This is a genomic window from Streptomyces sp. NBC_00659 (assembly GCF_036226925.1).
Classification (GTDB): Bacteria; Actinomycetota; Actinomycetes; order Streptomycetales; family Streptomycetaceae; genus Streptomyces.
The window spans coordinates 9,534,778-9,559,875 of sequence record NZ_CP109031.1 but is presented as its reverse complement, the minus strand read 5'-3'; the positions used below and the strand labels follow the sequence as shown (position 1 = coordinate 9,559,875).

The following is a 25,098-nucleotide window of genomic DNA, read 5'->3' as shown; positions in this document are numbered from 1 at the left end:
GCGGGGACACGATGACTGCTCCGAACCGCAGACGCTTCGTCACGGGCACGATCGCCGCGGCGGCGGCCGCGGGTTCCGGCCTCGCCACCGCAACCGCCGCCGCGAGCCCCTCCTCCCATCCGCTGGTGGTGGAACCGGCGGACCCGCGCTACGCGGACCTCGCCGTGCGCGGCAGCAACAAGAGGTTCACCGCCCGGCCCGAGGCCTTCGTGCTGGCCACCACCACCGAGCAGGTGGTGGTGGCGGTGCGTGAGGCCGTACGCGACGGCAAGCGCATCGCGGTGCGCAGCGGCGGCCACTGCTACGAGAACTTCGTGGGTGACACCTCGGTCCGCCGGGTCGTCGATCTCGCCGGGATGGACACCGTCCGCTGGGACGCGGCGCGCGGCGCCTTCGAGATCGGCGCGGGTGCCCGGCTCGTGGACGTCTACCGGGCGCTCTACTACGGCTGGGGCGTGACCGTCCCGGGCGGCGCCAGCGCGACCGTCGCCTTCGGCGGCCATGTGCAGGGCGGTGGCTACGGGGCTCTGTCCCGCCGCCACGGGATCTCCAGCGACCATCTGCTGGCCGTCGAAGTGGTCGTCGTCGACGCCCGCGGGCGGGCCCGCGCGGTGGTCGCCACGCGGGACGCGAACGATCCGAACCGTGAACTGTGGTGGGCCCACACCGGTGCGGGCGGCGGCAACTTCGGCGTCGTCACCCGCTACTGGTTCCGCTCGCCCGCGGCCCGGGGCAGCGACCCCGCCACCGCTTTGCCGCGGCCGCACGGCAGCGTGCTGACCTCCGCCGTGATGTTCCCGCGCGAGGGCATGACCAGGAACGCGTTCCGCACGCTGGTGGGCAACCACGGGCGCTGGCACGAGCGCAACAGCGGCCCCCGGTCGCCGTACACCGGCCTGTTCAGCGGTCTGGTGCTGCTGGGCCACCAGGGGGAGAGTGACCAGGGGCTGAGCGCCGTGGCCTTCACCCACCTGGACGCGACCCTGCCCGACGCCGGCAGGCTGCTGCAGGACCACATCGACGCGGTCTCGGCCGGGGTGGGCGTCCAGGCGTACGCCGCGCCGCCCGAGACGCTGCCGTGGCTGGCGTCGGTCGAGTCGCTGGCCGCCTCCCAGGACGCGGAGAGCGGCCGGCAGAAGATCAAGTCGTCCTATCTGCGGCGGGCGTTCACCGACGAGCAGATCGACGTGCTGTACGGCTTCCTGGGCAGCACGGAGCACACCAACGACTCCAGTTCGGTGTCCATCCAGTCGTACGGCGGCCTCGTCAACACGGTCGGCCCGCGGTCGACGGCGTCCTGGCAGCGCGGCTCGGTGATGAAGGCGCTGTTCATGAACACCTGGCAGAGCCCGGAGCGGGACGCGGCGAACGTGGACTGGCTGCGCCGGCTGTACGCGGGTGTCTACCAGGACACGGGCGGGGTTCCGGCGCCGAACGACCGCAACGAGGGCTGCTTCATCAACTTCCCCGACATCGACATGGCCGATCCGAAGTGGAACACCTCCGGTGTGCCCTGGCACCGGCTGTACTTCGGGGACAACTACCACCGCCTGCAGGCGGTCAAGGCGAAGTGGGACCCGCGCGAGGTGTTCCACCACCCGCTGTCCGTGCGAGCGGCCCGGTAGGGCCCTTCTCCCGTACGCCGAGAGCGGGCGGCCCCGGTGTCCCGGGGCCGCCCGCTCTCGGCTTGCGTGGAGCCGCTCAGCCTCCGGTGGCCGCCTCGCGTTCCAGCACAGCCGTGTACAGGTTCGGTTCGCTGGTGCTCACCGTGCGCAGCGCGGCGGCGTGCGGGGCGAAACCGGGGTGGGTGACGGCCGCGCGGAAGGACTCGTCGTCCGTCCACTCGGCGATGTTGACGTAGGAGCCGGGCCGCTCGGTGTGGCGCAGCAGCCGGTGGCGCAGGAATCCGGGGCGGTCGCGGAAGAAGGCCGAGGTGTCGTCGAAGAGCCGCTCGAACTCCTCGGCCGGGCCGGTGACCGTGAACCGGTTGATGAAGGTGACCACGTGCTCCTCCGGGCCGGTGGGCGTTGACGCACCGAACGCTTGCCTGCCCGGCTCGAGCCGGGCTCGAAGGCGGACCGAGCGGCCGGCCGAAGACTGCTCGGACCTGTCGCACACCGGGGAAAGGGACATCCATGACGAGGCCATCCGTGGGATCCGGGTACGCGATCCTCGCCGAGAACCTGTGCAAACGGTACGGCGACGCCCCGGCCCTGAGGGGGTTCGGTCTGCGGGTGCCCGAGGGCACGGTGCACGGTCTGCTCGGGCCCAACGGCGCCGGCAAGACGACCGCGGTACGCATCCTGTCCACGCTGGCCAGGCTGGATGAGGGCCGGGCGGAGGTGGCCGGCTTCGACGTGGTCCGCGACAGCGCGAAGGTGCGGGCGCGGATCGGGCTGCTCGGCCAGTACGCCGCGGTCGACGAGGTCCTCAGCGGCCGCCAGAACCTGGTGATGTTCGGGCGGCTGTACCACCTGGGAAAGCGCGCGGCCGGTGCGCGCGCGGACACGCTGCTGGAGCAGTTCGGGCTCGCCGGCACGGGTGCCAAGCAGGTCAAGGACTACTCGGGCGGTATGCGCCGGCGCCTCGACCTGGCGGCCAGTCTCATTCTCGCGCCGCGGGTGCTCTTCCTCGACGAGCCGACGACGGGCCTGGACCCGCGCAGCCGCAACGAGGTGTGGGCGGCGGTGCGTTCCCTGGTCCAGGACGGCACGACGGTCCTGCTGACCACGCAGTACCTGGACGAGGCGGACCAGCTCGCGGACAGGATCTCGGTGATCGCCTCGCCGGGCGGTGCGGGCGGGCGGGTGATCGCCGAGGGCACGCCCGACGAGCTGAAGTCGGCGATCGGCGGCGACCGGATCGACGTCACGGTCCGCGGCGCCGGTGAGATCGCCGCCGCGGCCGGGGTGCTGGCCCGCATCACGGGCCGGGACCCCGACACCGACGTGGAGAACCGGCGGGTGGGTGCCCCGGTCTCGGACCGGGTCGCCGCCCTGTCCGAGATCGTGCGGGCACTGGGCGAGGCGGGTGTCGTGGCCGAGGACATCGCGCTGCGCCGCCCCACGCTGGACGAGGTCTTCCTGCACCTGACCGGCACGGACAGGAACCAGAGCCCGAGCGGGACCGAGAACGAAGAGGTGACGGTGTGAGCACCGCAGTCCCGCAGTCCGAAACCGGCACGGGCGGTGCCCGCTGGGCCCTGTCCGACTCCTGGGTGCTGACCGGGCGTTCGCTGGCCCACTGGGCCCGCAATCCCGCCCCCGTCGTCATCGGCCTGCTCTTCCCGATCATGATGGTGCTGATGTTCGGATATCTGTTCGGCGGGGCGATGCAGGTTCCCGGCGGGGGCAGCTATCGCGAGTTCCTGGTACCGGGCATGTTCGCCATGACGATGGTCTTCGGCATCGAGGTGACGATGCTGGCCGTGATCAGCGACGCCGCCAAGGGGGTCACCGACCGGTTCCGGGCGATGCCCACGTCCGCGGCGGCGGTGGTGAGCGGACGCAGCATCGCCGACATGCTCAACTCGGTCCTCGGGCTTGCCGTGATGATCCTGTGCGGCCTGGCCGTCGGCTGGCGCGCGAACGAGGGGTTCGGCCGGGCGCTGGCAGCCGTCGGCCTGCTCCTGCTGCTGCGCTTCGCCCTGCTGTGGGTGGGCATCTACCTGGGGCTGGTCTTCACGGACCCGGCCGCCGTCACCGCCGTGCAGACCCTGGTGTGGCCGCTGGGGTTCCTGTCGAACGCCTTCGTGTCGCCGGACACGATGCCGGGCTGGCTCGCCGCGGTCTCCGAGTGGAATCCGCTGTCGGCGACGGTGACGGCCGCGCGGCGGCTGTTCGGCAACCCGGGCTGGGACACCGGGACATGGGCGACGGATCAGGCCATTGTCATGGGTGTGGTGTGGCCGGTGATCATTTTTGCCGTTTTCTTCCCTCTGTCCGTGCGACGCTACCAGCGGCTCGGCAGCTGAGAGCGACCACATCGGACGGGACCGGATGTACGAAGGGGAATCCAGAGGGACATGGCAGTGACGACGGGCGTTCGGGCCGACGACCTCACGCGGTGTGCGGTGCTCTTCGAGGCGGCCGACCCGCCCCGCTCCGGCACGGTGGTGTTCTGGGACCCGCCGGGCGGTCCGCCCGATCCGGTGGCCGGGGCGGGGGACGCCGTGGACGTGGTCACCGTCGAGGGCGGTGCCCCGGTCCTGCGCACCGTCGCGGCCGTGCGGCTGTCGGTCGGCGACGCGCTGCCGGTGCTGGCCCGCGCGGCCCGGCCGGGGGCGGGGGTCCATCGGGCCGCCGCGTTCTGGGCAGGCGCGGCCGCGATCGCCCTGCACCTGGCGGCCCGGGAGCGGCTGCTGCCGGGTGTCACGCCGGGCGGCTACGACGCCTGGCGGATCGGCCCACTGGACCTGGACGACGTGCAACGGGTGCGCGCGCTCGCCGCTGCCGCGCCGCCCGAGGCGTACGCCGGCGTCCTGCCGGGCACGGCTGACACGGCGGTGCGGATGGCCGAACCGGAGGGCCTGGTACGGGCGTTCCTGGACGCCGTCGCCGACACCCTGCCGCGCACCCCGGCGGCCCCGGCGGCCACCGGCCGGGCGGCGTTCGCGGCGGCGGAGCCCCAGCTCGTGCCCCAGCTGCGGGCCTGGGCCGAGGAGATCTCGGCGGGCCTGGACTCGGGAGTCCGCGTCAGCCTGCGGGTGGAGCTCACCGGCGGGAGCGAGGACGGCGGCATCGCCCCCTGCCTGCGCCTGGTCCCCCGCGCCCACAGCCTGGCCGACCCCACCCTCGCGCTCGACGCGGACGAGCTGTTCGCGAGCGCCGATCACGCGCTGGGTCCGCGGGCCCAGGCCGACACCGTGCTGGCCGTGCGCCGGGCCGCGGACGTGTGGAAGCCGCTTCAGCGGCTGTTGCCCGTGCCGCACGCCATGGAGTTGTCCGACCAGGACGTGACCGATCTGCTGGGCGGCGCGGCCGGCCGGCTGCGCGCTCACGGCATCGACGTGCTGTGGCCCGGGGACGCCGGCCGCTCGCTGACCGCCCGGGCCGTCGTCGGCGCCGGCCTCGCGCCGCCGGCCGACCTGCGTTCGTTCTTCGGCGGCGACGGCACCGTGGACCTGCGCTGGCAGCTCTGCCTGGACGGCGACCCGTTGACGGACCAGGAGAGGGCCGAGGCCGCCGCGGGCCGTCCCGCCGTACGGCTGCGGGGCGGCTGGATCCTGGCCGGTGCCGACCTGGCCCGCAAGGCCCGCGAGCCGGAGGTGGGCACGCTCACCGCGATCGAGGCGCTCGCCGTCGCCCTGACCGGATACGCGCGGGCCGGCAAGGAACAGGTGCCGGTGGAGCCCACCCCCTGGCTGCTGGCGCTGCGTGCCCACCTCGCCGATCCGGACGGCGGCGCCGAACCCCTGCGCCGGCCCGCCGCGCTCGCCGCCACCCTGCGCGACTACCAGCTGCGCGGCCTGCGCTGGCTGGACCGGATGACCTCGCTGGGGCTGGGCGGCTGCCTCGCCGACGACATGGGCCTGGGCAAGACCGTCCAGCTGATCGCGCTGCATCTGCTGCGCCAGGAACACGAGGACAGCAGCGGGCCGACCCTGGTCGTCTGCCCGGCCTCCCTGCTGGGCAACTGGCAGCGCGAGGTGGGCCGGTTCGCGCCCGGCACGGCCGTACGCCGCTACCACGGCACGGGCCGCACCCTGGACGGCGCCGGGGAGGGATTCGTCCTGACGACGTACGGCACGATGCGCCTCGACGCCGACCGGCTCGCCGGGCACCGCTGGGGCATGGTCGTCGCCGACGAGGCCCAGCACGTCAAGAACCCGCACTCCAGCACCGCCAGGGCGCTGCGGCTGATCCCCGCCGACGCGAAGATCGCGCTCACCGGCACGCCCGTCGAGAACAGCCTCTCCGAGCTGTGGGCGGTCCTGGACTGGACGACGCCCGGACTGCTCGGCGGATACGGCGAGTTCCGCCGGCGCTGGATGGCGCCGATCGAGGCGGAGCGCACCGAGGGCGCTGGGGAACGGCCCACGGCACAGCGCCTGGCCACTCTCGTGCGCCCGTTCCTGCTGCGCCGCCGCAAGTCCGACCCGGGCATCGCGCCGGAACTGCCGCCCAAGACCGAGACGGACCGGCCGGTCGCGCTGACCGCCGAGCAGTCGGCGCTGTACCACGGGCAGGTGCGGCAGGTGATGGCGCAGATCCGCGGCAGCGAGGGCATCGCCCGCAGCGGCCTGGTCCTGAAACTGCTCACCGGCCTGAAGCAGATCTGCAACCACCCCGCCCAGTTCCTCAAGGAGGAGGGCACGGTGCTCACGGGGCGCTCCGGGAAGCTGGAGCTGCTCGACGAACTCCTCGGCACGATCATCGCCGAGGACGGCGCCGTGCTCGTGTTCACGCAGTACGTCGTCATGGCCCGGCTGCTGGAGCGGCACCTGCGCGAACGCGGGGTGCCCGCCCAGCTGCTGCACGGCGGCACGCCCGTGCCCAAGCGCGAGGAGCTCGTCCAGCGCTTCCAGGACGGGGAGGTGCCGGTCTTCCTGTTGTCGCTGAAGGCGGCCGGTACAGGCCTGAACCTGACCCGGGCCGAACACGTCGTGCACTACGACCGCTGGTGGAACCCGGCGGTGGAGGCGCAGGCCACGGACCGCGCGTACCGGATCGGCCAGACCAGGCCCGTCCAGGTGCACCGGCTGATCGCCGAAGGCACCGTCGAGGACCGCATCGCCGCCCTGCTGGAGTCGAAGAAGGAGCTCGCGGACTCGGTGCTCGGGGCGGGCGAGCAGGCACTGACGGAACTGACCAACGACGAACTGGCCGGCCTGGTCGAGCTGAGGAGCGAGTGATGGCCGCGAGCAAGGACAGCGGCGCCCGGGGCTTTCCCGCCTTCCCCGCCCGCAAGGGCGGCCGTGCCCGCGGCCAGTCGTTCTGGGCCGGATCCTTCACGCAGGCCGTCGAGGACACCTGGCCGGAGGAGGAGCCGCTGAAGCAGGGCCGGGCCTTCTCCCGCACCGGACGGATCGGGCCGATCGCGGTCGGCCCGGGACGGATCACGGCGCAGGTCTACGGCGGCGACGAGGCGTACACGACCGTGATCACCCTGCGGGAGCTGGACGACCAGGAGTGGGAACTGCTGTGGGACAAGACCGCGGACCGGCCCGCCGTGACGGAGTCGCTGCTGGCCGGTGAGCTGCCCGAGGACCTCCTGGAGGCGGTGGAGGACGCCCGGCTGCGGCTGCTGCCCGGGTACGGGGACCTGGACGCCGACTGCGACTGCGACGCCCTGGACCATCCGTGCCCGCATGCCACGGCCCTGTGCTACCAGCTGTCGTGGCACCTGGACACGGACCCGTGGCTGCTGCTGCTGGTGCGGGGCAGGGGCGCCGGAGAGGCCGTGGAGGAGCTGAAGTCGGAGCTGCTGCTGCGGGCCATGACGGGCGGGGACGAAGAGGACGAAGAGGATGGCGAGGACGGCGAGGACGCGGACGGGACGGACGCGGAAGTCACCCTGCAGAAGGGCCCGTTGCCCGGCGTGGACCCGCTGTCCGCCTGGTCGCGGGAGGCGTCGCCGCTGCCCGGACTGCCGTCGCTGCCTCCCGCCCCGGCCGGTGCCGGTGAGCCGGTCACCGGCATCGAGGCCGACCCGCTGGAGCAGCTGGTCGCCGACGCGGCCGTACGCGCCAGGTCGCTGCTCGCGTACGCCCGGGGCCTGACCGACGCGCCCGCGCCCGAGCTCGGCCTGTGGCAGGACACCGTACGCATCGCGGCCACCCATCCGGATCCAAGGGTTGCGGCGCGGCTGCGGCAGGCCTGCGGCAGACCGTCCGAGGAGCTGGACCGCGCGGCCGAGGCCTGGCGCACCGGCGGGGCGGCGGGGCTGGAGGTGCTGGAGCGCGCCTGGTCGCCGTCCGCCCAGGAGACCGCCCGGGCACGCGCGGCGCTCTCGGCGGGCTGGGAGGCGGACGAACTGCCGGAGCTTCAGGTCCAGGGCAACCACTGGACACCGGCCGGCCAGGACATCCAGCTGCGCCTGGGCCGCGACGGCCGCTGGTACCCCTATCGCCGCCGGGCGGACGCGTGGTGGCCGGCCGGAGCGCCGCACGGCGACCCCTCGGACGCCCTCGTGGACCTCACCGACGACTGAACGGCACAGGGACCAGGGCCCCGTCACCGCCACCGGTGACGGGGCCCTGGTGCTGCAGGTGCACCGTGACTCGATCAATCCTCCAGACCACCCCCGCACGATCGGGACCGAAGACCACCGCACGGTGCGAAACGGGATCAGGGGGAGGGAACTTGAACGGCAGCGCAGGCAGGACGCAGGTCGCGCCCGGACACGTCGCGGCACACCGTCGCACCCTCCTCGGCGGTGTCCTGGAACAGGCGCGGCGAACCCCGCACGCGACCGCACTGGTGTGGCGGGACGAGGAGATCGGCTACGGAGCGCTGCTGCGCAGCGCGGAGCACGAGCGGGCCCGCCTGGCGCACCTGCCGGGCGACGCACCCATCGCCGTGCCCGCCGTGAAGTCGCCCGCCACCATCGCCCTGGTCCTGGCCTGTCTGCTGGAGCGCCGGCCGGTGCTGCTGGCGGCCGCCACGCTCGGCCGGGACGCCGTCGGCCTGCTGCACGAGCAGGCCGGCGTACAAAAGGCGCTGCGGCCCGACGACGGTCCCCCTGCGCGCGGGGCGAGCACCCCGCGGCCTCCCGCGCCGCCCACCGGCCGGCCCGCCCTGCTGCTCACCACCTCCGGCTCCACCGGAACCCCGAAGATCGTCCCGCTGGACGTGGCGGCACTGGACGCCTTCACCGGCTGGGCCGCCGACGCCTTCGGCATCGGCCCGGGCACCACGGTCCTCAACTACGCGCCGCTCAACTTCGACCTGTGTCTGCTCGACGTGTGGGCCACCCTCGCGCACGGCGGCCGGGCCGTCCTCGTCGAGGCCGACCACGCCCTGGACGGTCCCCGCCTGCTGAATCTGCTGACCCGGCATCAGGTCCGGGTCGTCCAGGCCGTACCCATGTTCTTCCGGCTGCTCGCCGACGCAGCGGACACCGCCGGGGTGGTCCTGCCCGCCGTACGGCACGCCATGTTCACCGGTGACGCCATGCCCGGGCCGCTGCTCGCCCGGCTGCCGGGCCTGCTGCCCGGCGCCCGGCTGCACAGCATCTACGGGTGCACCGAGACCAATGACAGCTTCGTGTACGAGGTGAGCGCGAAAGACGCGGCGGGCGGCGGCCCGCTGCCGCTGGGCCGGCCGCTGCCCGGCGCCGGTGCGCTCGTCGTCACGGACGAGGGCACGGTACTGGCCGGGCCCGGCGCCGGCGAACTGCTCGTCTCCACCGCCTTCCAGACCCGCGGCTACCTGGGCCCGGCGGCCGCCGCGCAGGCGTTCGTACCGCATCCGGCACGCGACGACGGCCGGCGCTACTTCCGCAGCGGCGACCTGGTGCGCCGGCACACGGACGGCTCCCTCACCCTCGAGGGCCGCACCGACGCGCAGGTCAAGGTGCGCGGGGTGCGGGTCAACGCCCAGGAGGTGGAGCACGTCCTGCTCGGCCACCACGAGGTCACCGAGGCGGCCGTCCTGGCCCTGCCCGACCCGGTCGCCGGACGGCTGCTGCACGCGCTGGTACGGCGTGCACCGGGCTCCGGCCTCACCAGCCTGACGCTGCGCGGGCATCTGGCCCGCCGGCTCCCCCGGGCGGCGGTTCCGTCGGGCCTGCGGATCGTCGACGACCCGCTGCCCAGGACTTCCACCGGCAAGGTCGACCGCGACCTGGTCGCTTCGGCCCACTTCACCAAGGAGAACTGACATGGACTACGCCCAGGCCGTCAAGGAGTTCGTCCTCAGGGAGTTCCTGCCGGACGTGCCCGCGGACGACCTCGCCGACGACCTCGACCTGATGGCGAACGGCGTCATCGACAGCCTCGGGCTGCTCAAGGTGATCGCCTGGCTGGAGGACCGCTACGGCGTCGACACCGATGCCGTGGACCTCGACCCCGAGTCCTTCACCTCCGTCGCGGCGATCGCCGCGTTCCTCACCGACGCGCCGCGCGAGCACGTGGGGGCCGAGTAGTCATGCACGAGGCCGTCGTCGCGCTCATCGGCCGGGACCGTCCCGTTCAGCTGCCGGTGTGGCGGTCGTTCTGGGACCAGCTGCACGCCGGTGACCTGCGCCGGGGTGAGGCCACGGCCCTGCTCGCCTCGCTGTCGACCCGGATGCCGGACCCGGTCACGCTGTGCGCGTTGCTGGACTCGCTGGCCGAGCGCAGGCCCCTGCGCCCGGCGGACGCGTTCGCGGATGCCGTGAACATCGTCGGCACCGGGGGCGGGCCGCGTACCTTCAACATCTCCACGGCGGCCGCCTTCGTGGCGGCGGCGATGGGCGTCCGGGTCGTCAAGACCGGCTCTCGCGCCTACACCGGCAGCTGCGGCTCCCTGGACCTGCTCGAGCGGCTCGGCATCGCGGCGACGACGTCGTACGAGCAGACCCAGGACACCCTGGAGCGCTGCGGCGTCGCCTTCGCCGGGTACTTCGTGTACCCCGCGGAGATCGCGTTGCTCGCCCGGGCCGTCGTGCCGCTGGACATGCGGCGGCTGGGGTCGATCGTCAACACGCTCGGCCCCCTGCTCGCCGACGTGGCGGTGCGCGCCCAGGTGAGCGGGGTGTCCCGCCCGGAGGCGCTCGAGGGGCTGCGGCAGGCGGCCGCGCACGTCTCGCGTGCCACGGGCCGGACGGTGTGGCTGGCCGACAACGACGCCGGCGCCGACGAGCTGCTGGCGTTCACCGCCAACCGGGTGCGGTGCTACGAGGACGGCGCCGAGGACGAGTTCACCCTGCGGCCCGCCGCGCTGGGCCTGGGGCCGGGCCGGCTGGCGGATCTGAGCCGTCCCGGGGGAGGCGGTGTGCAGGACGCCGTGGATCTCTTCCTGGAGGTCCTCGCCGGACGCGGCACCCCCGCCGCCACCGAAACCGTCTGCCTCAACGCGGCCGCCCTGGCGGTGGCGGGCCGGCTCACCGGCGACTGGCACGAGGCACTGCGCGCCGCCCGCTCCACGCTGCACGACGGCGCGGCGCTGTCGTTGGTCGACCGGCTGCGCACGCGGGAGGCGGCTCATGCCTGAGCGACTCCTGCCCACGGTCCCGGTGTCGGGCCTGGCTCCGGACGCTGTGCCCGGAGTGGCGTCCTTGTCCCTGGCGTCCTGCCGGAGCGCCGGGTCCGCCGCGCCGGTGGGGCCTTCGCCCGAAAGGCCTGGGGAGCGTCGCCCGGCTTGCGGGCCGGACGGAGACGGCCGGCCGGCGGGTGAGGGCCGGGGAGCCCGGGGCAGAGTTCCCGGGGACGCACACCCCCACGCACCGGCCGACACGGGCGAGTTCTTCGCGCGCCGCCGTCCGGGCCGCCCGGGACTCGCCGTGTTCGTCAACGCGGGCGACCCGCCGCTCGACATCCTGGCGGACCTCGCCGCGATGCTCGACGACAGTGACGTCGACTGCCTCGAACTGGCCGTCCCCTTCCCCGGCTCCGTCACCGACGGCCCGGTCGTCCGCCGCAGCGCGGACCGCGCACTGGCGAGCGGTGTCACCCTCGACGCCGTGCTCGACGCGGTGACAGCCATACGTCCCACCCTGCGCCGTCTGCGCATCGCCCTGCTCGCCGACTGGAGTCACACCGTCAGGGGCCGCGACCCGGGCGGCTTCGCCCGCGCCCTGGCCGACGCGGGCTGCGACGGGCTGCTGCTGCACGGCCTGCCGCCCCGGCTGCGGGCCGCCCACTACGAGGCCGCACAGCTGGCCGGCCTGCCGCTGGTCACCACCTGTTACGCCGTCTCCGGCCGGGCAACGGTGGCCGAGGCCGCACAGCACGCCTCCGCCTACCTCTACCTGGTCGCCCACTACGGCCGCAGCGGCACCACCGCCGCCCCGGACCACGACCGGCTCGCCGCGGCACTCGCCGAGGTGCGCGCCGCCACCCGCGTGCCGGTCGCCGTCGGTTTCGGTGTCCGCACCCGGGCCGACATCGCCGCTCTGGAGAAGCTGGGCGCGGACGCCGCCGTCGTGGGCAGCGCCGGTGTCGCCCGTATCGAACAGGCCCTGGCCGAACGGCGCGACCCCGTGCGGGAGTTCGCCTCCTTCGTGGCCGGGCTGCGCGGCCCGGCCGCCCACCACCGTCATCACCGTACGACTGGAGGAAGCCACACATGATCGTGCGAAACATCGACAGTGTCCGCTGCGTCGACTGGGGCAACGGCCTCAGCCGCCGCTTCCTCACCGAGTCCGACGGCCTCGGCTACACCGTCACCGACACGATCGTACGGGCCGGGACCAAGTCACGGCTGGAGTACCGCCGTCACCTGGAGGCCTGCTACTGCATCGCGGGCAACGGCGAGATCATCGACATGAACGGCGACTCCCACCCCATCACGCCGGGCACCCTGTACGCCCTGGACCAGCACGACGCGCACTGGCTGATCGCCTCTCCGCAGGAGGACCTGCGCCTGGTGTGCATGTTCACCCCGGCGCTGCGCGGCGACGAGCGCCACGATCTCGACTCGTCCGGGTTCTCCCAGTACTGATGATCACCTGGACCGAGGACCAGCAGCGGCTGCGCGAGGGGCTGGCGCCCCTGCTGGAGAAGCTCAGCTGCGGACATCTCGAGCGTGACGCCCAGGCCGCCTTCCCCCGCGCGCAGTGGGACCTGCTGCGCGCGACGGGGATCCTGGGCCTGCCCTTCGACGAGCGGTGGGGCGGGCTCGGCCAGGACCTGCTGACCACGATGTACGTCCTGGAGGGGCTGGGCCTGGGCTGCCGCGACGCGGGGCTGAACTTCTCCGTGTGCAGCCATCTGGTCAGCACCGGCGTCCCCCTGCACCGGTTCGGCTCACAGCTGCTCAAGGACCGTTATCTGCCCGGGCTGTGCTCCGGCGACCTGATCGGCGCCCATGCGATCAGCGAGCCCGACAGCGGTTCGGACGCGCTGGCGATGCGCACCCGGGCCCAGCGGGACGGCGACGGCTTCGTCCTGACCGGCAGCAAGGCGTTCGTCAGCAACGGCCCGGTCGCCGATGTCATCACCGTGTACGCCCGCACCAGCGACCGCCCCGGCCCGCTGAGCGTGACCGCGTTCCTCGTCGACCGTGACACGCCCGGCCTGAGCGTCGGGCCGCCGGTGGCGAAGATGGGCCTGCGCACCTCCCCGCTGTGCGAGCTGTTCTTCGACGGGTGCCGCATCCCGGCCACGCAGGTCGTGGGCCGCACCGGCGGCGGCTTCCTCGTCCTGGACCACGTGATGCGCTGGGAGATCCTGTGCTCCTTCGTCGTCAACGCCGGGGAGATGCGCGACCGGGTCGAGCGCTGCGCGCAATACGCCCGCACCCGTACCCAGTTCGGGCAGCCGATCGGCTCCTACCAGGCCGTCTCCCACCGGATCGTGGACATGGAGATCGGGGTGGAGACAGCCCGGCACTGGCTGTACTCGGCCGCCCGCAAGCTGGCCGCGGGCGAGAACGTCACCCGTGACATCGCGATCGCCAAACTCCTCACCAGCGAGGCCAACGTGGCCTCGGCGCTCGCCGCCGTGCAGATCTTCGGAGGCAACGGCTACATGGCCGAGTACGGCATCGAGAAGGAGCTGCGCAACTCGGTCGCCGGGACCATCTACTCCGGTACGTCCGAGATCCAGCGCAACCGCATCGCCTCGATGCTCGGCCTGTGAGACACCCTCGACACCCGACGGAAGCGGAACCCGCCATCATGACGCCCCTGCAGCCCAGCCCCGGATCCGGTGCCCGAGCCGCCCTGGCGGCAACCGAGTTCATCGACCACGACAGCCCCGAGGTGCACGCGTTCGTCCGCCAGGCGCTGCCGGCGGGCGCCCGCACGCCCACCGAGCGGGCGGTGGCCCTGTACTACGCCGTGCGGGACGGCATCCGCTACGAGGTGTACGGCGCGGATCTCTCCCGTGCGGGGCTGCGCGCGAGCCGGGTCGTGCGCACCGGCTCGGGCATGTGCCTGCACAAGTCGGTGCTCTACGCGGCCGCTCTGCGCTCGCTCGGCATCCCGGCCCGCCTGGTCCTGACCGACGTCCGCAATCATCTGGCGTCCGAGCGGCTCAAGCAGCTGCTGGGCGGGGACGTGTTCCACCACCACGGGCTGACCGCGCTGCGTCTGAACGGACGCTGGACGAAGGCGACCCCGGTGTTCAATAAAACCCTGTGCCGCCTGTACCGGATGGCACCGCTGGACTTCGACGGCATGGCCGACAGCCTCCATCACCCCTTCGACCTGCAGGGCCGGCGTCAGATGGAGTTCCTGCGCGAGCACGGCGAGTTCGACGACCTTCCCTACGAGCGGGTGATCGGCGAGCTGCGGGCCGCCCACCCGCGGCTGTTCGACGCCGGCGGGGAGCGGTTGGCGAAAGGGTCTTTGGTACGGGAGGCGGCCGCATAGTGCTGGTCAAGTTCTGCGGTGCCACGACCGCCGCCGAGGTGCGGGGTGTCGCCGACGCGGGGGCGGATCTGGTCGGGCTGTGGCACGGCGTTGCGGGAGGGGCCGCCGACCTGTCCGTGCCCCGGCTGGCCGAGCTGGCGGCCCAGGCACGGGCGACGGGCCGGCTGGAGGCGGTGCTGGTCACCTTCGGCTCCGACGCCAAGGCGCTGGCCCGGCTGACCGCCGACGGCGGACCGTCGTGGGTGCAGCTGCACGGCTACCAGCCGCCCGCGACGGTGCGCGCCCTGCGCGCACTGGTCCCCGAGGGGGTACGCATCGTCAAGGTCCTGCACGTGCGGGGCGAGTCCTGTGTGGAGGCGACGCTGATCGGCGCGTACGAACGCGCCGGCACGGACTGCTTCCTGCTGGACGCGGTCACCGCGGACGGGCGGACCGGCAGTACGGCGGTGAGTCTGGACGACGCCGCGGTGACGCGCCTGGCCGGCCGGATGACACGCCCTTTCCTGCTGGCGGGCGGGCTGCGGGCGGACAACCGCGACCGGTTCGCCGGCTCCGTCGCCCACCCCCGGTTCCTGGGCATCGACGTGGACTCCGCCGCGCGCGGCCCCGACGGGCTGCTGTCGGCGGGCAACGCGGCGGCGGTGGCCGAGGGCTGGAGGACGCCGTGACGTTCACCCGGGCGCTGACGGCGGCCGCCCGCCCCGTGATCATGGAGGTCAAGCGGCGGGACGCGAGCGGCACCGACCTCATGGGGGCGCGAACGGTCGCCGAGGTCGTCGCCGCGTACGAGGAGGCCGGGGCGCCGTGCATCTCGGTGGTCACCGGCCGCTGGTTCGGCGGCAGCGAGGATCTGCTGCGCCAGGTCGCCGCGCGCACCGGCCTGCCGCTGCTGCGCAAGGACTTCGTCACCTCGCGGCGCCAGCTGGCGCGCACCCGCGAACTCGGCGCCTCGGCGGTGCTGTTGACGGTCAAGGTGCTGCCCGCCGACGTCCTGGCGAGGCTGGTGGACCATGCGCTCGAGCTGGGGCTGACCCCGTTCGTGGAGGTCGCCGACGCGGCCGAGGCGGCTGCGGTGCCCCGGGCGGACGCGTGCGTGGTCGCCGTCAACAACAAGGACATCGCCACCCGTGAGCGGCTGCCCGGCGACCTCGAGCGCAGCGCCGCCCTGCTGCCCGTCGTACGGGGCACCGGCGCCCGCTGCGCGGTCAGCGCGAGCGGCATCACCGACCCCCTCGACGCGGCACGCCTGCTCGACACGGGCTTCGAGGGCCTGCTCGTCGGTACGGGGCTGCTGCGCGTGTCGCACCCGAAGCGGTGGTGCGCGGCCGTGGACAGGGCACGGGCCGGCCGGCGACAGGCCGGACGGCCCTGAAGGGGTCAGGCGCGACGGGCCCGGCCGGTGGCACGGATGCCGCGTGCCGTGCGGCCCCACGGCTTGTACACGGAGATCACCGCCGCGGCGGTGAGCAGGGCGAACAGCAGCGGCACACTCCACACCAGGAAGTCGGCGGGCCGGCCGGGGCGCGGCGCGGCGCCGCCCGCCTCGGCGGTGTTCTCGGTGGCCTTGACGACGACCGGGTGGATGACGAACCAGGCGAAGACCGTCATGAACAGGGTGATGGCCCACTTGGCGATGATCCACCAGTGCAGCAGCAGGCCCCAGGCCGTGCCGCAGGACAGCAGGATGCCGGAGACGGCCGCGGTGACGCTGAACACCGTGACGCTGGTGTCGTCGAACACGTACATCGCGTAATAGACGCCCTTGGCGACGGCCGCGTCCTTGGTGGTCAGCCCCATGACGGCAAGGACGGCCATGGACAGCGACAGCCCGACCCAGCCGACGGACGTGACGACGTGGATCGCCAGCGTCAGCTTGCGTCCCCTGCGGCCGAGTTCGAATTTCCTCTTCTTCTTCCCGGTGCCGTTCCTGGCGGTGTTCTTGTTCCTGACAGCGCTGGAGGGAGCGGACAAAACGCGGCCTCTCTTTCGTCCTGGGGGGGGTGTCGGCAGCGGATCCGATCGTTCCGTCCGCTGCTCGAGGCCCGCTGGAGACCGGTCGACCGGCTCTCCGGGCATCCTCCAGCGGTGCGTCCGAGGCTGGGCACGACTCACTGGCCAACGAACTCGTGGAGCAGGCGTGACAGTTCTGGTGACAGGTGCAACAGGATCGGTCGGCCGTCATGTGGTCGAGCGGCTCGTGGCCGCGGGCGTCCCGGTGCGAGCGCTGACGAGGAACCCGGCCACCGCGGGCCTGCCGGCGGGAGTCGACGTCTTCGAGGGCGACCTCACCCGTCCCGACACGGTGCGCGCGGCCCTGCGCGGGGTGGAGCGCCTCTATCTCTTCCCGGTCCCCGAGACGGCCCGCGAGGTCGTCGCCGCCGCCAAGGACGCCGGGGTGGGCCGGATCGTCGTGCTGTCGTCCTCCTCCGTCCTGGACGAGTCGGGCGACAACCACAGCGGTGAGTACCACCGTGTCGTGGAGCGTGCGGTCGAGGAGTCCGGCATCGACTGGACCTTCGTACGCCCCGACGAGTTCGCCGCCAACGTCCTGTGGAAGTGGGGTCCTTCGATCCGCGCCGAGGGCGTGGTGCGCGCCCCGTACGGCGATGCCCCGCGCGTCCTGGTCCACGAGGCGGACGTCGCCGCCGTCGCGGTGACCGCGCTCCTTCAGGACGGGCACACGGGCCGGGCGTATGTGCTCACGGGGCCCGAGGCGATCACCCAGGCCGACCAGGTGCGGGCGATCGCCGGGGCGCTGAGGCGGGAGATCCGCTTCGTGGAGATCACGCCCGACCAGGCACGCGAGCTGATGGGACAGGCCATGCCCGCGCCGGTGGTGGAGATGGTCCTCGGTTATCTGGCCGACGCCGCGGTCAACCCGCCCGTGGCCGTGGACACCGTCGAGCGTGTCACCGGTGTGCCCGCCCGGACCTTCGCCCGGTGGGCGGCCGACCACGCCGGCGATTTCGCCCCCGTGTCCGAGGAAGTGGCCGCGTGAGCATCGACGCCACGACCGCGCTCAGGGGCGCGAGGGTGACCATGACGGGCAGCGGCGAGCCCGAGAAGCAGCTCGTCACCGGGCACGAGCCGGTTCCCGCCGCGGGGCGCGGCAAGGTCGTGGTCCGTGTCGAGGCGGCGGGCGTGTCGTTCGCCGAGGTGCAGATGCTCCGGCACCTGCACCCCTTCCCGCCGCGCTTTCCCTTCGTTCCCGGCTACGACCTGGTCGGGCGGATCACCCAGGTCGGCGAGGACGTCACCGGGTGGCGGGTGGGCGACCGCGTCGCCGCCATGCCCCGGTACGGCGCCTGGCAGGAGTACGTGGAGACGCCCGCCAAGCACCTCGCCCCGGTGCCCGGGGGCCTGGACGCCGCCGAGGCCGTCGCGCTGGTCACCAACGGCGTGACCGCCTACCAGATGCTGGACCGGCTGGCCGCACTGGCTCCCGGCGACACCGTCCTGGTGCACGGAGCCAGTGGCGGGGTGGGCACGGTGCTCGCCCGGCTCGCCGTCCACCGCGGACTGCGCGTCATCGGCACCGCGTCCCCGGCCAAGCACGAGGCCGTACGGGCGCTGGGCGCCGAGCCCCTCGACTACCGCACCCCCGACCTGGCGTCGGCGGTGCGCGACCTGGCGCCCGGGGGCGTCGAGGCGGTCTTCGACCACATCGGCGGCCGGGGACTGGACGACAGCTGGGCGATGCTCGCCAAGGGCGGCACGCTGGTGTCCTTCGACTCCTCCGTCGCCGGGTACCGGCCGGGGCAGTGGTTCCGCCCGCACGTCCCGGCACTGCTGCGCACCGGCCGGCGCTTTTTCGCCCGGCTGCTGGGGCTGACCGGCGGCCGCCGGATGACGATGTACTACGTCAAGCCGGGCGCCGACTTCAACGCCGCCCTGCAGGCTCTGTACGAGCTGCTCGCCGAGGGCGTGCTGAAGCCCCCGATCGCGGGCCGCCACCCGCTGGACGGGGCGGGCGGCGCACTGCGGCAGCTGCTGGAGGGGCGCTCCGTCGGCAAGCACGTCCTGACCCCCTGACCACCCTCAGCCTCCGCCTCAGCCTCAGCCTCAGTTTCCTTACCATGCAAAGGAATTCAGCATGTCCACGACGCTGACCGAGAAGTCCGTCCAGCAGCGCAACAAGCAGATCGCGCTGGACTGTGCCGCCGCCTGGAACCGCTGGGAGCTGGACGGCATCATCAAGCACTGGTCCCCCGACATCCGGCACTTCTCCGAGGACCGCCTCGTCGACACCCGGCAGATGACCGGTGCGATGCAGGGCGGCCTCGCCGCCTTCCCCGACCTCCACCTGGACGTCAAGAGCGCCGTCGCCGAGGGCGACCGGGTCATCCTGCGGATCACCGTGACGGCAACCCACCTGGGCGAGTTCATGGGCAGGGCCGCGACCGGCAGGAAGGTCACCTGGTTCATGCTCGAGGAGCTGCGCTTCGACGACGAGGGCCTGATCATCGAGCACTACGACGTCTTCAACTACCTGCCGATGCTCAAGGAACTGGGCTTGGTCCCCGCGGACATGATGTGAGCGCCGGCGTTCTCCAGGCCGCGCTGAGCGAGGTCGCCGACGGTGTGTACGCCTTCGTGCAGCCCGACGGCGGCTGGTGCCTGAACAACGCGGGCCTCGTCGTCGGCGACGGGGGCAGGCATGTGCTCGTCGACACCGCGGCGACCGAGGCCCGGGCGCGGCGGCTGCGCGAGCAGGTGCTGCACCGTACGGGCACACCGCCGCGCACCCTGGTCAACACGCACTTCCACGGCGACCACACCTTCGGCAACCATCTGTTCCCGGAGGCCGTGGTCGTCGCGCACGAGCAGACGCGCTGCGACATGGCTGCCGCGGGAGTGCATCTGACGTCCCTGTGGCCGGACGTGTGCTGGGGCGACATCGACATCGCGCTGCCCGAGATCACCTACCGCGACGCGCTCACCGTGCACGCCGGCGGGGTGCGGGTGGAGCTGCTGCATCTGGGCCCGGCCGCGCACACCACCAACGACACCGCGGTGTGGCTGCCCGAGCAGCGTGTGCTGTTCGCCGGTGACCTGGTGATGTCCGGCGTCACGCCGTTTTGCGTGATGGGATCGGTCAGCGGTTCCCTGGCCGCCCTGGACCGTCTGCGCCGCCTGGACCCGCTGGTGGTGGTGCCCGGCCACGGGCCGGTCGGCGGCGCGGAGGTGTTCGACGCCGACGAGGCGTACTTGCGATGGCTGCGGGACCTCGCGCGCAGGGGCGTCGCGGACGGATCGAGCCCGCTGGAGCTGGCCCGTGCCACCGGCCCCGGCCCCTTCGCCGGGCTGTTGGACGCGGAACGGCTGGTGCCGAACCTGCACCGGGCCTACGCGGAGGAACGCGGGGCGGCTCCCGGGGAGCGGCTGGACATCCCGGCCCTGTTCGCGGAGATGGCGCAGTATCACGGCAGGCTGCCGACCTGCCGGGCATGACCCGCGCAGGGGTGAGGGGCGCAACCGCCGGGTGCGGTTGCGCCCCTCACCCCTGCGCGGTCACACGTCGATGCTCTTCAGATACGCCGCGAAGCTCTGCAGTCCCGGGTGCTCCGCGCGCAGCGCGGCGATGTCCGCACGGTACCCGTGCTCCTGGAACCACTCGAACATGAGGGCGATCTCGGGGCCGTTGGGGATGTACGGGCTGGCCGCCACCGCGTCGAGCGGCACTTCCTCGAAGCGGGCCGGCAGCCCGCTGCGGGCGGCGAACGCCTCGGCGACCTCGGTGGCCGTCAGCTCGTCGCCGGCCAGCTCGACGGCCCGGCCCAGGTACTCCCGCGGGTGGTCGAACGCCTGTGCGGCGAAGTGTCCGATGTCGTCCACGGCGATGAACTGCACCCGCGTGTCCGGCTTCAGCGCCAGTTGCACCACCAGGGTCCCGTCGACGTTCTGCGGGCCGTGCGCGGCGAAGTTGTCCATGAAGAACGACGGACGCAGCACCGTCGTCGGCACGCCCAGCTCCTCCAGGTACCGCTCGATGTGCCGCTTGGAGTCGAAGTGCGGGACACCGCTGTGCCGTTCGGCCCCTCCCACCGAGCTGTACACCACGTGCGCGACCCCGGCGGCCTTCGCCGCCCGGGCCACCGCCCGGCCCTGGCGGACCTCGCCGCCCAGGCCCCCGGGCGTCATGAAGGTCTGCACGGAGAAGACTCCGTGCACGCCCTCCATGGCCGCGCGCAGCGACGCCCCGTCGTCCAGGTCGCCGGTGACCAGCCGCACTCCGAGCCCGGCGAGCGCGCGGGCCGCGTCGGACTTCGGGTTGCGCACCAGCGCGGCCGTGTCCCAGCCGCGTCGCACCAGTTCACGTGCGGTGGCGCCGCCCTGCAGGCCGGTCGCGCCGGTCACCAGGACCGTGCCGTTCGCCTCGCTCGTCGTCATGTCGCAGCCTCTCTCAGCGAAACAGCGCGGCGTTGGCGGCCGCCCAGTCACGGTAGGGACGGGGGTCACGGCCGGTCAGGTCCCGCACGGCCGTCGTGGGCGTGGCCCACGGCACCTCGGGGCTGTGCAGCGCGGCCACGTTGGTCACTGCGGCCGCCCGGTCGCCGGTGATGCCCGCGAAGACCTCGACGACCTCCTCCTGGGGGGCGACGGAAAAGCTCAGCCTGCGGCCCAGGGTCTGGCCCAGGATGCGGGCCTGCTCCTCGGAGGTGAGGATCTCGTCGCCGGTCAGGACGTACGCCTTGCCGCGGTGGCCGTCCTGGGTGAGCGCGGCGACGGCGGCCGAGGCGAGGTCGTACTCGTCGATGGGCGCACCGGGGTTGTTGCCGATCCAGCAGCGCACCGAACCGCTGTCGCGGACGCTCTTGACCCACCACGAGGTGTTGGCGTGGAAGGGGCCGGGGCGCAAAAACGTGGTGGCGGCGCCGGACGCGGTGATCTCCCGCTCCGCGGCGCGGTGTTCGTCCGCGATGCCGTGCGCCAGCGGGTGCAGCACGCTCGCCGACGACAGGAACACGATGTGCTCGACCTGCGCGGCCGTCGCGGCCACGGCGATGTTGCGGGCCTGGCCCGCGACGTCGCCGGAGAGCACGATCAGCGCCGTGGTGACGCCGGTGAAGGCGGCGGCCAGCGAGTCGGGGTCGGCGGGGCTGCCGGCGACGACGTCCACGCCCTCGGGCAGGCCGGCCTCCTCGGGCGTGCGGCTCAGGGCCCGTACCTTGCGGCCCGTCTCGGTGAGCCGGCCAACGGCCTCGCGGCCGACCTTGCCGGTCGCTCCGGTGACCAGGATCATGGTCAGGCCCTCCAGCCCTGCGGCTCGGGCCACGGCGAGCCGAGCTGACGGTAGGTGCCCTGGTAGTCCGGCCAGTCACGGTGGTCACGGATCTTGCCGTCGACGAAGCGGATGAGGTGGATCTGCTCACCGGAGAACCTGCGGCCGGTCGGCGCCATGCCCACCAGCTCGCCGACGTGGCGGCCGTACAGAACGAGGCTGGCGCGCACCCAGTCGCCGCGCTCCTCGATCAGCACCTCCTCCAGGTGCGCTTCCTCGGAGAACGTCATGCGCAGCCACTTGACGGCCATCGCGAAGGAGTCGGGACCGCGCAGGTCCATGTGTTCCATCGTCGCGGGGTTGAGGTATTCCGGGTGTATGTATTCCGCGACGTCCTCGGTCTCACCGGTGTTGTAGGCATCGATCATGCGGCGTACAGCGGCTGTCTGACTGCTCATCGAATTCCCTCCGCGGGCATTTTCCGTATTGTCTGTGCGATCTCCCGGTGGGGGCAAGGGAAGATTTCCGGGCTCCTCTCGCTTTCGAGGCGTCCTCCAGCTGCGCACGGGGTGGCGACCCCAGCATGGGGACATGGTCACGGACACGGACACGGCAACGTACAAAACAAAAGTCACCGCCGCCTTCAACGGGGCCGCGGCGACCTATGACCGGCTGGGCGTGGAATTCTTCACGCCCATGGGCGCGCGGCTGGTGGAGATCGCCGGGCCGCGGCCGGGCCAGCGGCTCCTCGACGTCGGCTGCGGCCTGGGCGCCACGCTGCTGCCCGCCGCGCGGCTGGCCGGTCCGCAGGGCGGTGCGCTCGGCATCGACATCGCCGAGGCGATGATCGAGGAGGCCGGCCGTGAGGCGGCACGGCAGGGCATCGGCAACGTCGAGCTGCGGGTGATGGACGGGGAGCACCCCGATCTGCCCGCCCGCTCGTTCGACCTGGTGCTCGGCAGCTACAGCGTGATCTTCCTGCCGGACGCGCGGGCCGCACTGGCCCGCTATGCCGGCCTGCTGCGCGAGGGGGGCCGGATCGCCTTCACCAGCCCGGTGTTCACCCGGGACACCTTCCCCTTCCTCCCGCCGCTGTTCACCGACCTGATCCCGATGTCCCTGCTGCGCCACCTGCCGCCCGCCTGGCACCCGGAGCAGCTGCACGAGCAGCTGCACTCCTGGCTGGAGGACCCCGCGGACCTGAGGGCCGCGCTGCACAGGGCCGGCTTCGGCGCGGTGGAGATCACCGACGAGACGGTGGACATGACGGCCCGCTCCGGCGAGGCCTGGGCCGACTGGTCCCACACACAGGGCATGCGGCTGCTGTGGCAGCATCTCCCGGCCGACGAGGCCGCCGTCCTGCGTGCCCGGCTCGTCACGGCGCTCGACGCGCTGCGCGGCGCGGACGGCCTGGTCCACATCGACGTCCCGGTCCGCTACGTCACGGCCACCGTGGCCATCTGAGCGCGCACACGGATGAGGCCCCCGGCGACGGGGGCCTCATCCGTGTGCGGCTCACGTCACGGACAGCGCGCCGTCCACCGCGAGGACCGTGCCGTTGGCGTAGGCGGCCTGCGGCCGGGTCAGCTGCACGATCCACCAGGCGATGTCCTCGGGCCGGCCCACCCGGCCCGCCGGAATCCGCTGCGCCATCTCGCCCAGGAACGCCTCGTAGGCCTCGGCGGGCATGCCGGCCCGCACCCCGACGCCGGTGTCGACGACTCCCGGGGCGATGCCGACCGACCGTATGCCGCGCGGGGCGAGCTCCACCGCCCAGGTGCGGGTGAGGAAGTCGAGGGCGACCTTGGCCATGCCGTACACGGAGTTCTCCGGCCACGCCCGCCGGCCCAGCGAGCCCGCGGAGCTGACGTTCACGACGACGCCCCTGGTCGCCTCGAGCGCGTCCAGCGCCCGCTGGGTCAAGAACACCGGGGCGAGGAGGTTCGTGCCCAGCTGGGCGCGCACCGATTCGCGGTCCAGGCCGTCCAGGGCCGCGAATCCGGTGACGGCGGCATTGTTCACCAGGACGTCGATGCGGCCGAATTTCTCGACAGCCGTTTCGACGATGATTTCCGGGGCGTCCGCGTCGTGAATGTCCTTGGAAAGGATGTGAATTCTGTCCTCGTACCCCGCCGCCGATTCTTTCAGTGTCGATTCGCTGCGGCCGACGACGAGTACGTTCGCCCCGTCCTCGGCGAATGCGTGCGCCGTCGCCGCGCCTATTCCCGTGCCGCCGCCCGTGACGACGACGGCTTTCCGCGTGCCTGTGCTCATGAGCACAGCGCGATGTTGACACCGCGGATGACGGCCTGCTCCGCCTCCGGGCCGAAGTCCTTGTCGCCGATCGTGAACGACAGCTGCACCCGGGCGTCCAGGTCTCGGGTGGTGGCCGCGAAGGTGGCGTAGCCGGGGATGCCGGCACCGTGGCCCCACAGGTCGAGGTCGTCGTCGTTCTCGAGCTTCATGATGCCAAGGCCGTAGCCGATGCCCATCGGCAGGTTCTCGATCATCTCGGGAGGCAGCGGGGTGGTCATCTCGGTGAACTCCGGCTCGTTCAGCAGCTTTCCGCTGAACAGTGCGGTGAAGAACCGGTCCAGGTCGGCGGTGGTGGAGATGATCTCGCCCGCGCAGCCGGCCTCGGAGGGGTTCATGAGCGTCACGTCGACGGGCTCGCCGCCGATCTGCATGTAGCCACGGGCGTGCGGCTCGGGGATGTTCGGGTCGTCGCCCGGCAGCACGGTCTGCGTCAGCTGCAGCGGCTGAAGGACGCGCTCGGTGATCTCCTGACGGTACGAGCGGCCGGTGACCTGGTCGATGAGCAGGCCGATGACGAAGTAGTTCGTGTTGCAGTACGCGAACCTGGTGCCGGGCTCGAACTCCAGCGGCTTGGCGGCCGCGACGGCGATCAGGTCCTGGGGCTCGTAGTGCTTGTAGCGGTCGCGCAGGAAGCGGTCGCCCGGTTTCTGGAACGAGTCCATGTAGTTGTACAGGCCGCTGGTGTGCTGCATCAGATGGCGGATGGTGATCTTCTCACCGTAGGGCAGCAGACCCGGCAGATAGCTCTCGACACTGCGGTCGAGGTCGATCCTGCCCTCGGCGACCAGCTGCAGCACCACGACAGCCACGAACGGCTTGGTGATGCAGGAGATGCGAAAGCGGCCGTCCGCGGGGACGGGGCGGCTGGTGCCCAGCTCCGCGATCCCGGAGGTCACCACGAAGGACTCCTCCCCCCGGGCGACCCGGAACTGCACGCTCGCGGCTCCTGCTTCGACGAGCCGGTCGGCGGCGCCCTGGACGGCCCGTTCCAGGGCCGAGGCCTGCGGCCGGGCGATCGTCGTCTGCGTCATGTCGGCAAACCCCCATCGGGTGGCAGTCGGTTCTTACGGCGGTGCGCGGCTCTTGCGGCGGTCTCGCACCGG

The 25,098-nt window shown here is 72.8% G+C and carries 26 protein-coding genes; 19 read left to right on the top strand and 7 right to left on the bottom strand.

Going from position 1 to position 25,098, the window contains the following annotated elements:
- Positions 1-11: 11 nt before the first annotated feature.
- Positions 12-1,625 (top strand): FAD-dependent oxidoreductase, encoded by a 1,614-nt coding sequence (locus tag OG410_RS42170; protein WP_329297170.1) that lies wholly within the window; start codon positions 12-14, stop codon positions 1,623-1,625.
- Positions 1,626-1,701: 76 nt separating this feature from the next.
- Here OG410_RS42170 and OG410_RS42165 read toward each other — a convergent pair whose 3' ends face one another.
- Positions 1,702-2,004 (bottom strand): antibiotic biosynthesis monooxygenase family protein, encoded by a 303-nt coding sequence (locus OG410_RS42165; RefSeq protein WP_329297171.1) that lies wholly within the window; start codon positions 2,002-2,004, stop codon positions 1,702-1,704.
- Between the two features lie 131 nt (positions 2,005-2,135).
- Between OG410_RS42165 and OG410_RS42160 the strand changes: the two genes are divergently transcribed.
- The 13 genes from OG410_RS42160 to OG410_RS42100 all read left to right on the top strand — a co-directional run bounded on the left by OG410_RS42160 (position 2,136) and on the right by OG410_RS42100 (position 15,829).
- Entirely contained in the window at positions 2,136-3,152 is a 1,017-nt protein-coding gene (locus OG410_RS42160) for an ATP-binding cassette domain-containing protein (RefSeq protein ID WP_329297172.1), read from the top strand.
- A complete protein-coding gene (locus tag OG410_RS42155; protein WP_329297173.1) occupies positions 3,149-3,973 on the top strand; it encodes an ABC transporter permease in 825 nt (274 codons plus the stop codon). The genes OG410_RS42160 and OG410_RS42155 overlap by 4 nt, the downstream gene beginning before the upstream one ends.
- Positions 3,974-4,024: 51 nt before the next feature.
- Positions 4,025-6,853 (top strand): DEAD/DEAH box helicase, encoded by a 2,829-nt coding sequence (locus OG410_RS42150; RefSeq protein WP_329297174.1) that lies wholly within the window; start codon positions 4,025-4,027, stop codon positions 6,851-6,853.
- Positions 6,853-8,151, top strand: coding sequence for an SWIM zinc finger family protein (locus OG410_RS42145; RefSeq protein ID WP_329297175.1), 1,299 nt, complete (start codon positions 6,853-6,855; stop codon positions 8,149-8,151). The genes OG410_RS42150 and OG410_RS42145 overlap by 1 nt, the downstream gene beginning before the upstream one ends.
- 152 nt (positions 8,152-8,303) lie before the next feature.
- Positions 8,304-9,821, top strand: a complete 1,518-nt coding sequence (locus OG410_RS42140; protein ID WP_329297176.1) for an AMP-binding protein — start codon at positions 8,304-8,306, stop codon at positions 9,819-9,821.
- A gap of 1 nt (position 9,822) precedes the next feature.
- The gene (locus tag OG410_RS42135; RefSeq protein ID WP_329297177.1) at positions 9,823-10,086 is read left to right on the top strand and encodes a phosphopantetheine-binding protein; all 264 of its coding nucleotides are present in this window, start codon (positions 9,823-9,825) and stop codon (positions 10,084-10,086) included.
- Between the two features lie 2 nt (positions 10,087-10,088).
- Positions 10,089-11,135 carry an anthranilate phosphoribosyltransferase gene (locus tag OG410_RS42130; protein ID WP_329297178.1) on the top strand — a complete coding sequence of 349 codons (1,047 nt, stop codon included), beginning with the start codon at positions 10,089-10,091 and terminating at the stop codon, positions 11,133-11,135.
- Complete coding sequence (trpA, locus tag OG410_RS42125) at positions 11,128-12,213, top strand: tryptophan synthase subunit alpha (protein WP_329297179.1); 1,086 nt, start codon at positions 11,128-11,130, stop codon at positions 12,211-12,213. Before OG410_RS42130 ends, trpA begins: the two co-directional genes overlap by 8 nt.
- Positions 12,210-12,584, top strand: coding sequence for an ectoine synthase (locus OG410_RS42120; protein ID WP_329297180.1), 375 nt, complete (start codon positions 12,210-12,212; stop codon positions 12,582-12,584). Before trpA ends, OG410_RS42120 begins: the two co-directional genes overlap by 4 nt.
- Positions 12,584-13,723 carry an acyl-CoA dehydrogenase family protein gene (locus OG410_RS42115; RefSeq protein ID WP_329297181.1) on the top strand — a complete coding sequence of 380 codons (1,140 nt, stop codon included), beginning with the start codon at positions 12,584-12,586 and terminating at the stop codon, positions 13,721-13,723. Before OG410_RS42120 ends, OG410_RS42115 begins: the two co-directional genes overlap by 1 nt.
- A 38-nt stretch (positions 13,724-13,761) precedes the next feature.
- On the top strand, positions 13,762-14,457 hold the full coding sequence (locus OG410_RS42110; RefSeq protein WP_329297182.1) for a transglutaminase-like domain-containing protein: 696 nt from the start codon (positions 13,762-13,764) through the stop codon (positions 14,455-14,457).
- Positions 14,457-15,125: a phosphoribosylanthranilate isomerase gene (locus OG410_RS42105; RefSeq protein ID WP_329297183.1), complete on the top strand. Its 669-nt coding sequence runs from the start codon at positions 14,457-14,459 to the stop codon at positions 15,123-15,125. The genes OG410_RS42110 and OG410_RS42105 overlap by 1 nt, the downstream gene beginning before the upstream one ends.
- On the top strand, positions 15,122-15,829 hold the full coding sequence (locus tag OG410_RS42100; RefSeq protein ID WP_329297184.1) for an indole-3-glycerol-phosphate synthase: 708 nt from the start codon (positions 15,122-15,124) through the stop codon (positions 15,827-15,829). The genes OG410_RS42105 and OG410_RS42100 overlap by 4 nt, the downstream gene beginning before the upstream one ends.
- A gap of 5 nt (positions 15,830-15,834) precedes the next feature.
- On the opposite strand, the gene OG410_RS42095 is transcribed toward OG410_RS42100, so the two are convergent.
- Positions 15,835-16,428 (bottom strand): hypothetical protein, encoded by a 594-nt coding sequence (locus tag OG410_RS42095; RefSeq protein WP_329297185.1) that lies wholly within the window; start codon positions 16,426-16,428, stop codon positions 15,835-15,837.
- Between the two features lie 166 nt (positions 16,429-16,594).
- Between OG410_RS42095 and OG410_RS42090 the strand changes: the two genes are divergently transcribed.
- From OG410_RS42090 to OG410_RS42075, 4 genes are all read left to right on the top strand, one after another.
- Positions 16,595-17,455, top strand: a complete 861-nt coding sequence (locus OG410_RS42090; RefSeq protein WP_329297186.1) for an NAD(P)H-binding protein — start codon at positions 16,595-16,597, stop codon at positions 17,453-17,455.
- On the top strand, positions 17,452-18,489 hold the full coding sequence (locus tag OG410_RS42085) for a zinc-binding dehydrogenase (protein WP_329297187.1): 1,038 nt from the start codon (positions 17,452-17,454) through the stop codon (positions 18,487-18,489). The genes OG410_RS42090 and OG410_RS42085 overlap by 4 nt, the downstream gene beginning before the upstream one ends.
- A gap of 61 nt (positions 18,490-18,550) precedes the next feature.
- Positions 18,551-18,994 carry an ester cyclase gene (locus tag OG410_RS42080; protein WP_329297188.1) on the top strand — a complete coding sequence of 148 codons (444 nt, stop codon included), beginning with the start codon at positions 18,551-18,553 and terminating at the stop codon, positions 18,992-18,994.
- Positions 18,991-19,908 (top strand): MBL fold metallo-hydrolase, encoded by a 918-nt coding sequence (locus OG410_RS42075; protein WP_329297189.1) that lies wholly within the window; start codon positions 18,991-18,993, stop codon positions 19,906-19,908. The genes OG410_RS42080 and OG410_RS42075 overlap by 4 nt, the downstream gene beginning before the upstream one ends.
- Positions 19,909-19,968: 60 nt before the next feature.
- On the opposite strand, the gene OG410_RS42070 is transcribed toward OG410_RS42075, so the two are convergent.
- Genes OG410_RS42070 through OG410_RS42060 form a run of 3 tightly spaced genes read right to left on the bottom strand, consistent with a single transcriptional unit; the run spans position 19,969 to position 22,137 of the window.
- The gene (locus OG410_RS42070; RefSeq protein WP_329297190.1) at positions 19,969-20,847 is read right to left on the bottom strand and encodes an NmrA/HSCARG family protein; all 879 of its coding nucleotides are present in this window, start codon (positions 20,845-20,847) and stop codon (positions 19,969-19,971) included.
- A gap of 13 nt (positions 20,848-20,860) precedes the next feature.
- Positions 20,861-21,733 carry an SDR family oxidoreductase gene (locus OG410_RS42065; protein WP_329297191.1) on the bottom strand — a complete coding sequence of 291 codons (873 nt, stop codon included), beginning with the start codon at positions 21,731-21,733 and terminating at the stop codon, positions 20,861-20,863.
- Entirely contained in the window at positions 21,703-22,137 is a 435-nt protein-coding gene (locus OG410_RS42060; RefSeq protein ID WP_329297192.1) for an ester cyclase, read from the bottom strand. The genes OG410_RS42065 and OG410_RS42060 overlap by 31 nt, the downstream gene beginning before the upstream one ends.
- A gap of 133 nt (positions 22,138-22,270) precedes the next feature.
- Between OG410_RS42060 and OG410_RS42055 the strand changes: the two genes are divergently transcribed.
- Positions 22,271-23,143, top strand: coding sequence for a class I SAM-dependent methyltransferase (locus OG410_RS42055; protein WP_329297193.1), 873 nt, complete (start codon positions 22,271-22,273; stop codon positions 23,141-23,143).
- Positions 23,144-23,194: 51 nt separating this feature from the next.
- On the opposite strand, the gene OG410_RS42050 is transcribed toward OG410_RS42055, so the two are convergent.
- Together OG410_RS42050 and OG410_RS42045 are read right to left on the bottom strand one after the other, a co-directional pair.
- The gene (locus OG410_RS42050; RefSeq protein ID WP_329297194.1) at positions 23,195-23,953 is read right to left on the bottom strand and encodes an SDR family NAD(P)-dependent oxidoreductase; all 759 of its coding nucleotides are present in this window, start codon (positions 23,951-23,953) and stop codon (positions 23,195-23,197) included.
- Positions 23,950-25,026 (bottom strand): serine hydrolase domain-containing protein, encoded by a 1,077-nt coding sequence (locus OG410_RS42045; protein WP_329297195.1) that lies wholly within the window; start codon positions 25,024-25,026, stop codon positions 23,950-23,952. The genes OG410_RS42050 and OG410_RS42045 overlap by 4 nt, the downstream gene beginning before the upstream one ends.
- Between the last annotated feature and the right edge of the window lie 72 nt (positions 25,027-25,098).

What these genes read in the sequence shown, in the direction of transcription:
- OG410_RS42110 (WP_329297182.1), top strand. Translation starts at nt 13,762, where the DNA reads ATGACGCCCCTGCAGCCCAGCCCCGGATCCGGTGCCCGAGCCGCCCTG.
- OG410_RS42115 (WP_329297181.1), top strand. Translation starts at nt 12,584, where the DNA reads ATGATCACCTGGACCGAGGACCAGCAGCGGCTGCGCGAGGGGCTGGCG.
- OG410_RS42160 (WP_329297172.1), top strand. Translation starts at nt 2,136, where the DNA reads ATGACGAGGCCATCCGTGGGATCCGGGTACGCGATCCTCGCCGAGAAC.
- trpA (WP_329297179.1), top strand. Translation starts at nt 11,128, where the DNA reads ATGCCTGAGCGACTCCTGCCCACGGTCCCGGTGTCGGGCCTGGCTCCG.
- OG410_RS42135 (WP_329297177.1), top strand. Translation starts at nt 9,823, where the DNA reads ATGGACTACGCCCAGGCCGTCAAGGAGTTCGTCCTCAGGGAGTTCCTG.
- OG410_RS42055 (WP_329297193.1), top strand. Translation starts at nt 22,271, where the DNA reads ATGGTCACGGACACGGACACGGCAACGTACAAAACAAAAGTCACCGCC.
- OG410_RS42045 (WP_329297195.1), bottom strand. Translation starts at nt 25,026, where the DNA reads ATGACGCAGACGACGATCGCCCGGCCGCAGGCCTCGGCCCTGGAACGG.
- OG410_RS42050 (WP_329297194.1), bottom strand. Translation starts at nt 23,953, where the DNA reads ATGAGCACAGGCACGCGGAAAGCCGTCGTCGTCACGGGCGGCGGCACG.
- OG410_RS42150 (WP_329297174.1), top strand. Translation starts at nt 4,025, where the DNA reads ATGGCAGTGACGACGGGCGTTCGGGCCGACGACCTCACGCGGTGTGCG.
- OG410_RS42120 (WP_329297180.1), top strand. Translation starts at nt 12,210, where the DNA reads ATGATCGTGCGAAACATCGACAGTGTCCGCTGCGTCGACTGGGGCAAC.
- OG410_RS42080 (WP_329297188.1), top strand. Translation starts at nt 18,551, where the DNA reads ATGTCCACGACGCTGACCGAGAAGTCCGTCCAGCAGCGCAACAAGCAG.
- OG410_RS42145 (WP_329297175.1), top strand. Translation starts at nt 6,853, where the DNA reads ATGGCCGCGAGCAAGGACAGCGGCGCCCGGGGCTTTCCCGCCTTCCCC.
- OG410_RS42070 (WP_329297190.1), bottom strand. Translation starts at nt 20,847, where the DNA reads ATGACGACGAGCGAGGCGAACGGCACGGTCCTGGTGACCGGCGCGACC.
- OG410_RS42130 (WP_329297178.1), top strand. Translation starts at nt 10,089, where the DNA reads ATGCACGAGGCCGTCGTCGCGCTCATCGGCCGGGACCGTCCCGTTCAG.
- OG410_RS42060 (WP_329297192.1), bottom strand. Translation starts at nt 22,137, where the DNA reads ATGAGCAGTCAGACAGCCGCTGTACGCCGCATGATCGATGCCTACAAC.
- OG410_RS42170 (WP_329297170.1), top strand. Translation starts at nt 12, where the DNA reads ATGACTGCTCCGAACCGCAGACGCTTCGTCACGGGCACGATCGCCGCG.